At 73.0% G+C, this 6,982-nt stretch carries 4 protein-coding genes; 1 reads left to right on the plus strand and 3 read right to left on the minus strand.

Going from position 1 to position 6,982, the window contains the following annotated elements:
* Positions 1-151: 151 nt before the first annotated feature.
* The 3 genes from ABZ297_RS23280 to ABZ297_RS23290 form a co-directional block, all read right to left on the minus strand.
* Complete coding sequence (locus ABZ297_RS23280; protein ID WP_355349752.1) at positions 152-1,300, minus strand: amidohydrolase family protein; 1,149 nt, start codon at positions 1,298-1,300, stop codon at positions 152-154.
* Between the two features lie 70 nt (positions 1,301-1,370).
* On the minus strand, positions 1,371-3,527 hold the full coding sequence (locus ABZ297_RS23285; protein WP_355349755.1) for an anthranilate synthase component I: 2,157 nt from the start codon (positions 3,525-3,527) through the stop codon (positions 1,371-1,373).
* A 181-nt stretch (positions 3,528-3,708) separates the two neighbouring features.
* Positions 3,709-4,659 (minus strand): helix-turn-helix domain-containing protein, encoded by a 951-nt coding sequence (locus tag ABZ297_RS23290; RefSeq protein ID WP_355349758.1) that lies wholly within the window; start codon positions 4,657-4,659, stop codon positions 3,709-3,711.
* Positions 4,660-4,799: 140 nt separating this feature from the next.
* Here ABZ297_RS23290 and ABZ297_RS23295 point away from each other — a divergent pair.
* On the plus strand, positions 4,800-6,982 hold a 2,183-nt coding region (locus ABZ297_RS23295), incomplete at its 3' end, for a S8 family serine peptidase (RefSeq protein WP_355349761.1).

A 6,982-nucleotide genomic window follows, 5' to 3' on the forward strand; every position in this document is an offset into this window, starting at 1 on the left:
CGAGCCCCCGCTCGGTGATGGGTGATGTGACGGCCCAAGCAAACCAGGTCCCGCGACCGGGCGCGACTCTGCCCCCGGGTGATGGCACCGCGCGGCGTGGCGAGCGGCGCCTTCCCGGCCTTGGTGAGCCCGCCGCGCGGCCCTTCGGGGGTCAGAGGCGGTAGATCCGGCGGGCGCTGCCGGAGCCGATCATGTGCGCGATCCTGGCCGCGTCGGCGGCGCTCCACTCCCCCGCCTCGATGCGCCACTTCAGCGCGCCGGCCAGGGCCCGGCGGAAGGCGAGCGCGCCCAGCAGGCAGGTCTCGGCCACGCCGTGGCAGTCGGAGCTGTAGAGCAGCTTGTGGAACGGCGTGAGCTCCAGCAGCTCGTCCATGACCCGGGCCGAGCCCGCCGCGGTGTGGGTCAGCGCGAGGCCGACGTCCGCGTACACGTGCGGGTACGCGGCGGCCAGGTAGGCGGCCTGGCGGTGGAAGGGGTAGCAGTGCAGCAGGACCACCGGCACGCCGATCGGCTGGAGCGCCCTGATGAAGCCGGTCATCCTGGCCGGGTCGGCGCGGTGCAGGTCGACGTCGGGGTCGCCGCCGAGGCCGGTGTGGAACTGCACAGGCAGGCCGCGTTCCCTGGCGACGTCCACGGCGGCCCAGAGCAGGTGGCGCAGCAGGATCGGGTCGGTCAGCCGCGCCTTCGGGTCGGCCAGCCGCTGGTTGGCGGCGGCGATCACCGCGCCCCGGGTCGGCCTGGACGGGTCGAAGCCGAGCCCGCACCGGTAGGCGATGACGGTCGTCATGCCGACGGCCCTGGCGGCCCTGGCGGCCAGCTCCTCGGCCAGGCTGTCGAGGTAGTCGACGGCGGCCTGCGCCATCTCGGCCACGTCCTGCTCGATCTGCTCGATCCTGACGATCTCGTCGATCGCCGCGCCGCTGTGGCGGCCCATCTCGGCGGCCGACAGCAGCTCGGCGCTCTCCAGGCCGGTGTCGACCAGGATCGCCATCACCCCGGCGGCCCGCAGCAGCCGCCGGTTGGCCTCGTCGGCGCCCAGCTCGGCCCGGCGCGAGAGGTAGACGGCCGCCGAGGTGTGCGGCTCCAGGTCGAGGACGGGGGCGCACCAGCGGCGGATGGCCGCGCCGAGCGGGGTGTCGAAGTGGGTCGTTCCCGGCGGGGCGGGAGCGCCGCTCGGACTGATCAGCAGCTCGAACCCCGCCCTGGACAGGTCGTCGCGGCGCACCCCGTGGCAGTGGTGGTCGACGAGCGGGGCGAGCAGGGCGTCACGCACCGTGCCTGGCAGGTCTACGGGGAGCATGCGGAGACTCTAGGTGCTCCCCGCACGCTCCCGTGGACGTTTTACCGACGCGAGAGGCGCAGCGCCTCCCTCACCGGCGCGACAGGCGCAGCACGTTGCGGATGACCTTCGCACCTGCGCCACCCTCGACCGTCAGGATCGACTCGGGGTGGAACTGGACGCCGAAGCGGCGCTTGGCGGTGTCCTCGATGGCCATCACGTTGCCGTCGGGCGTGAGCGCGGTGGCGGCGAAGCCGACCACGCCGGGCCGCTTGGCGTGCAGCGAGTGGTAGCGGGCCGCGACGAACTCGCCGGGCAGGCCGTCGAGCAGCGCGCTGTCGCCGAGCCTGGACACCCGGCCGCGCTTGCCGTGCTCGGGGTAGTCGAGCAGTTCGAGGGAGCCGCCCGCGTGCTCGACCATCGCCTGCAGGCCGAGGCAGACGCCGAAGAGGGCGAGGTCGCGGGCGTAGATCTCGTCGATCAGCGCCGACATGCCGAAGTCGGACGGCCAGCCGGGGCCGGGCGACAGCACGACCAGGTCGGGCCCGATCTCGTCGATCATGGCCGGGGGGAAGCCGTGGCGCAGCGTGACGACGTCCGCGCCCTCCTGGCGGAAGTAGTCGGCGAGGGTGTTGACGAAGGAGTCCTCGTGGTCGACGAGCAGCACCTTCATGCCCTGGCCCGGCTGCTCGCGGACCACCGCGACGGGCTCGGCGTAGGCGTCGGGCTCGTTGACGGCGGCGAGCGCGCCGAGCAGGGCGCTGGCCTTGAGCTCGGTCTCGCGCTCCTCGGCCGCGGGGTCGGAGTCGAACAGCAGCGTGGCCCCGGCCCTGACGGCGGCGATACCGTCCTTGATCTGGGCGGTGCGCAGGGTCAGGCCGGTGTTCATGGAGCCGTCGAAGCCGATGAAGCCGATGGCGCCGCCGTACCACCTGCGCGTGGTGGCCTCGTGGTCCTCGATGAACTGCATGGCCCAGGTCTTCGGCGCGCCGGTGACCGTGACGGCCCACATGTGGGTGAGGAAGGCGTCGAGGGCGTCGAACTCGGGGCGCAGGCGGCCCTCGATGTGGTCGACGGTGTGGATCAGGCGGCTGTAGAGCTCGATCTGGCGGCGGCCGATGACCTGCACGGAGCCGGGGACGCAGATACGCGACTTGTCGTTGCGGTCGACGTCGGTGCACATGGTCAGCTCCGACTCCTCCTTGACGCTCGACAGGAGGGTGCGGATGGCCTCGGCGTCCTCGACCGGGTTGCTGCCGCGCGCGATGGTGCCGGAGATGGGGCAGGTCTCGACGCGGTCGCCGTTGACCCGGACGTACATCTCGGGCGACGCGCCGACCAGGTGCTCGCCCTCGCCGAGGTTGATGATGAACTCGTACGGGGCCGGGTTGCTCTGGCGCAGGCTGCGGTAGAACGCGGACGGGTCGGCGCAGGTGGTGTGGAAGACCTGGCCGGGGACGACCTCGAACAGGTCGCCGCGCTTGAACTTCTCCTTGGCGGCGGCGACTACCTTGGCGTACTCCCCCTTTTCAGGATTTTTCGGGACATTTTTCAGGGCTTCGCCGGGGGTGGCCGCCGGGGTGGCGGTGCCGGTGCGGTCGAGGCCGCGCGTGGTGGCGCCGTCGACGGTGAACTCGTAGCGGAACTCGACGCAGGTCTCGCGCTGCCTGTCGATCACGACGAGCCTGTCGGGCAGGTGGAGGACGAGGTCGCGCTGGTCGTCGGGGCGGACGAGCTCCTGCCTGATCGGCTCGAACTGGAAGGCCAGGTCGTAGCCGAACGCGCCGTACAGGCCGAGGTGCGGGTCGTCGCCCTTGAACGCGGCGATGACCTCGCGGATCGCGGTGAACACGGTGGGCCTGCGGCTGCGCATCTCTTCGGGCAGCAGGCTCTCGGACTCGGGGACGTGCACCTCGACGTGGTCGGCGGTGGGCTCGGAGACCGGCTTGCCCGCGGCCAGCAGGCAGGAGGCGACGGCGGGCAGCACGACCCGGCCGCGCGCGTTCAGCGCCCTGGCGGAGATCACGCGCCCCTTGGCGACCAGCTCCAGGCAGGGGTCGACGTACCCGAAGGCCCATCGGCTGTAGCGGCCCGGATAGTCCATCCCGGACGAGAACGCGCCCCCGCGCCTCTCGGAGAGGGCGGTCACGATCTCCTCGAGCGCCTCCTCCGGCACGTCACGTGCCTCGCGCTCGACGCCGATGCCCCCAGCCGTCGTGTATCCGCTGGTATATCCGCTCGTCTCCACCACTGCCCCTTAGTCACATGATGAGCCCCGAGGGCGGGCAGAAGTATGGCCGCCTTCCGGGACGGCCGTCTGTCGAAGAATGCGAGATCGCGCGCCGCCTAGGAGCGGCGCCACCAGGAAGGCTGCAGGCTGATTCGCACCTGGTCAGGTTAACCGCCACAACGGTGATCTCGCAACGCGACTACAGCCAGCCCTCACGCTGGGCGTGCATGCCCGCCTGGAACCGGGTGCGCACGCCGAGCTGGTCCATCAGCCGCCGCACGCGCCGTTGCACGGTGCGCGGGTGCCAGCCGAGCTGCCGGGCGATCGCCTCGTCGGTCATCCCGGCGGCGAGGAGTGTCAGGAGCCGACCGTCGTCCCCTCCCAGCGGGCTGCGCCCACCGGGCGTGCCGGTCAGCCGGGAGTAGGGCGAGGCCCGGTTCCACACCGACTCGAACAGCGCTCGCAGCGCCGTGAGCAGGGAGGAGTCGTGGATGATCAGCACGCTGTCGGCGGCGGCGGGCCGCCTGCGCGAGATCATGCCGACGGCGTCGTCCGCCAGCAGCATCTTGACCGGCACGTCCGAGGCCACCCGGGCCTGCTCGCCCTGCCCGATGTGCGCCTCGATGTCGGCCAGCCGGCCGGGGACGGCCAGCGCGGCGGTGTCGTAGACGACGCGGTAGCCGACGCCCTGGGCGTGCCGCTCGGGCTGCACCGGGTTGGCGTGCGTGAGGTACGGCGGCCGGTCGAGCACGCAGATCTCGTGCCTGGCCCCGCGCTGGATCTGGTTCCACCGCTGGCGTACCGCGTCGGGGCCTTCGACGGTCTCGACGACGCCGTCCTGGCCTCCGGGGCCGTCCTGGCGGTGCGCGGCGCGGAAGCGTTCCGCGAGCCGCAGCACGTCCAGGCGGACCCGCTGGAGCTCCTCCTCGCGGGAACGGACCAGCAGTTCGAGCGCGACCTGCGGAGGTGCGGCCGCGTAACGCGCCGGGTTGCCGGCCAGCCGGACGGCCAGCCCCTTGGCCTGGAGCGCGGCTAACGTGCGGGCGCTGGCGCCGAGGTCGCGCAGCTCGGCGGCGGTCACCGCCGGATGGTCGAGAAGGGCCTGGTAGGCGGCCTCCTCCCGGCCGCTCAGGCCGAGCGCCTCGAGCATGCGACCTCCCCGCCCCCGATGTCGGGCTCGTTGTCGGATTTGCGTCAATGTCCGCTATTGGGCAAGGCGAAGTGTTCCGTGCCGGCTCGCCGCTGTGCAAACCTCCGATCCGTCCCCACTGATCTGTACTTGGAGCCTGCATGCGGTCCTCCCCCCGACCACTCCTCGCCCTGCTGGCGACGGCCCTGGCGGCCGGTCTTCTGCAGGGCGGTCCCGCCCGGGCGGACGCGGCCCCGCCGCCTGGAGCCGTCACCCTGATCACCGGCGACCAGGTCCTGCTGGACGTGCTGCCCGACGGCTCCCCCGGAGTGAGCTTCCTGCCGGCCCCGGGCCGCGCGGGCATGCCGTACACGCAGGAGGTCAAGGACGGGCACGTCTCCGTCGTCCCGTTCGACGTGCGCCGGCTGGTCGACACCGGCGCGCTGGACCCGGCGCTGTTCGACGTGACCGGCCTGATGGCGAACTGGAGCGCCGGCAGCGACACGCTGCCGCTGATCGTCGGCTACGCCTCCCCCACCGCCGTCAAGGCGGGCAAGGACGCGCTGCGCGCCGACGGCGCGCAGGTCAAGCGGGAGCTTCCGTCGGTCAACGCGGCGGCTGTCACTGTGGCGTGGGCGCGGGTGGCGGAGTTCTGGAAGGGCGTCAACCCGAACGCTCCCGCCCAGGCGGACCGGCTGGCCGACGGGATCCAGAAGATCACGCTGGACGGCACGGCCAAGCCGCTGGACGTGGAGAGCACCGGCCAGATCGGCGCGCCCGCCGCGTGGCGGCGCGGGCTCACCGGCGCGGGGGTGACGGTGGCGGTGCTCGACACCGGCGTCGACGCCACGCACCCGGACCTGGCGGGCAGGATCGGCGAGACGCGCGACTTCACCGCGAGCGCGACCGGGGTCGCCGACACGGTCGGCCACGGCACGCACGTCGCGGGCATCATCGCCGGGTCCGGCCGGTATCCGGGTGTGGCCCAGGGCGCCACGTTGATGATCGGCCGGGTCTGCCTCAACACCGGCTGCCCCAACTCGGCGATCATCGCCGGCATGGAGTGGGCGGCCGCTTCCGGCGCCAAGGTGGTCAACCTCAGCCTGGGCGGCGGCTACACCGACGGCACCGACCCGTTGTCGCAGTCGCTCAACGCGCTGAGCGCCACGTACGGCACGCTGTTCGTGGTCGCCGCGGGCAACGACGGCGGCAAGGGCACGGTCACCGCGCCCGGCAGCGCCGACTCCGCGCTCACCGTCGGCAGCGTCACCAAGGACGGCCGGCTCAGCTACTTCTCCAGCCGCGGCCCCCGCGCAGGGGACAACGCGGTCAAGCCGGAGATCTCCGCGCCCGGCTACTCCATCACCGCGGCCCGCGCCACCGGCACCGCGATGGGCCTGCCGATCGACGACCGGTACACGCTGGCCAACGGCACCTCGATGGCGACCCCGCACGTGGCGGGCGCGGCGGCGATCCTGGCCGCCCTGCACCCCGGCTGGCCGGCGACCCGGCTCAAGGCGGCGCTGGTCAGCACGGCGAACCCGATCGACGGGGCGAGCGTGTTCGAGCAGGGCACCGGCGTCGTGGACCTGGACCGGGCGACCGGCCGCCATCTGCTGGCCGAACCCGCCACGCTCAACCTCGCGCCCGCCCACACCTCGGCGATCACCTACCGCAATGACGGCGACCGGCCCGTCCACCTCACGCTGGACGCCCCGAGCGGGATCACCCTCGACCCGCGCCACGTCACCGTCCCCGCGGGAGGCGAGGCGAAGGTCGCGGTGACCGCCGGGACGAGCGGCCTCATCACCGCCAGGGGCGCCCGTGACCTGGTCAGGGTCGCCGTGTCGGCCGTGCCGGCGACGCCCGAGCGGCAGCTGACGCTCACCACGATCGACCGCGACGGCGTGGCCAACGGCGCGACCTACGGCTTCGCGGTCTACCTGGCCAACCACGACACCGGCACGTACTACAGCGGCTCCACGTTCGGCAGGCCGCTCACGGGCACGCTGCCGCGGGGCCGTTACACCGCGTTCTCCTGGATCCCGACCAGGAACCCGGAGCGCGAGCCGTGGATTCCGTCCTTCACCCTGGTCGCCCAGCCGGTGTCGCTGGACCGCGACGCCGAGGTCACGCTGGACGCCCGCGCCGGGGTGAAGGTCGCGGCCACCCTGAACGGCACTGAGGCCACCGGGACCTCGGGCACCGCCGTCGGTCTCGCGGGGACGGGCCGGGCCTTCGCCGCCCAGGCGATCGAGGCGTACGTCGTCCCGGCGCGAACCCCCGGCCTGGTCTACACCGCCTCGCAGTACCTGCGCGGGGTGGCGGGCCGCGCCGTCCGGGC

The organism is Nonomuraea sp. NPDC005983 (assembly GCF_040614375.1).
Taxonomy (GTDB): Bacteria; Actinomycetota; Actinomycetes; order Streptosporangiales; family Streptosporangiaceae; genus Nonomuraea.

Bases quoted from the DNA above. Each gene is read 5' to 3' on its own strand.
- ABZ297_RS23280 (WP_355349752.1), bottom strand. From the start codon at position 1,300: ATGCTCCCCGTAGACCTGCCAGGCACGGTGCGTGACGCCCTGCTCGCC.
- ABZ297_RS23290 (WP_355349758.1), bottom strand. From the start codon at position 4,659: ATGCTCGAGGCGCTCGGCCTGAGCGGCCGGGAGGAGGCCGCCTACCAG.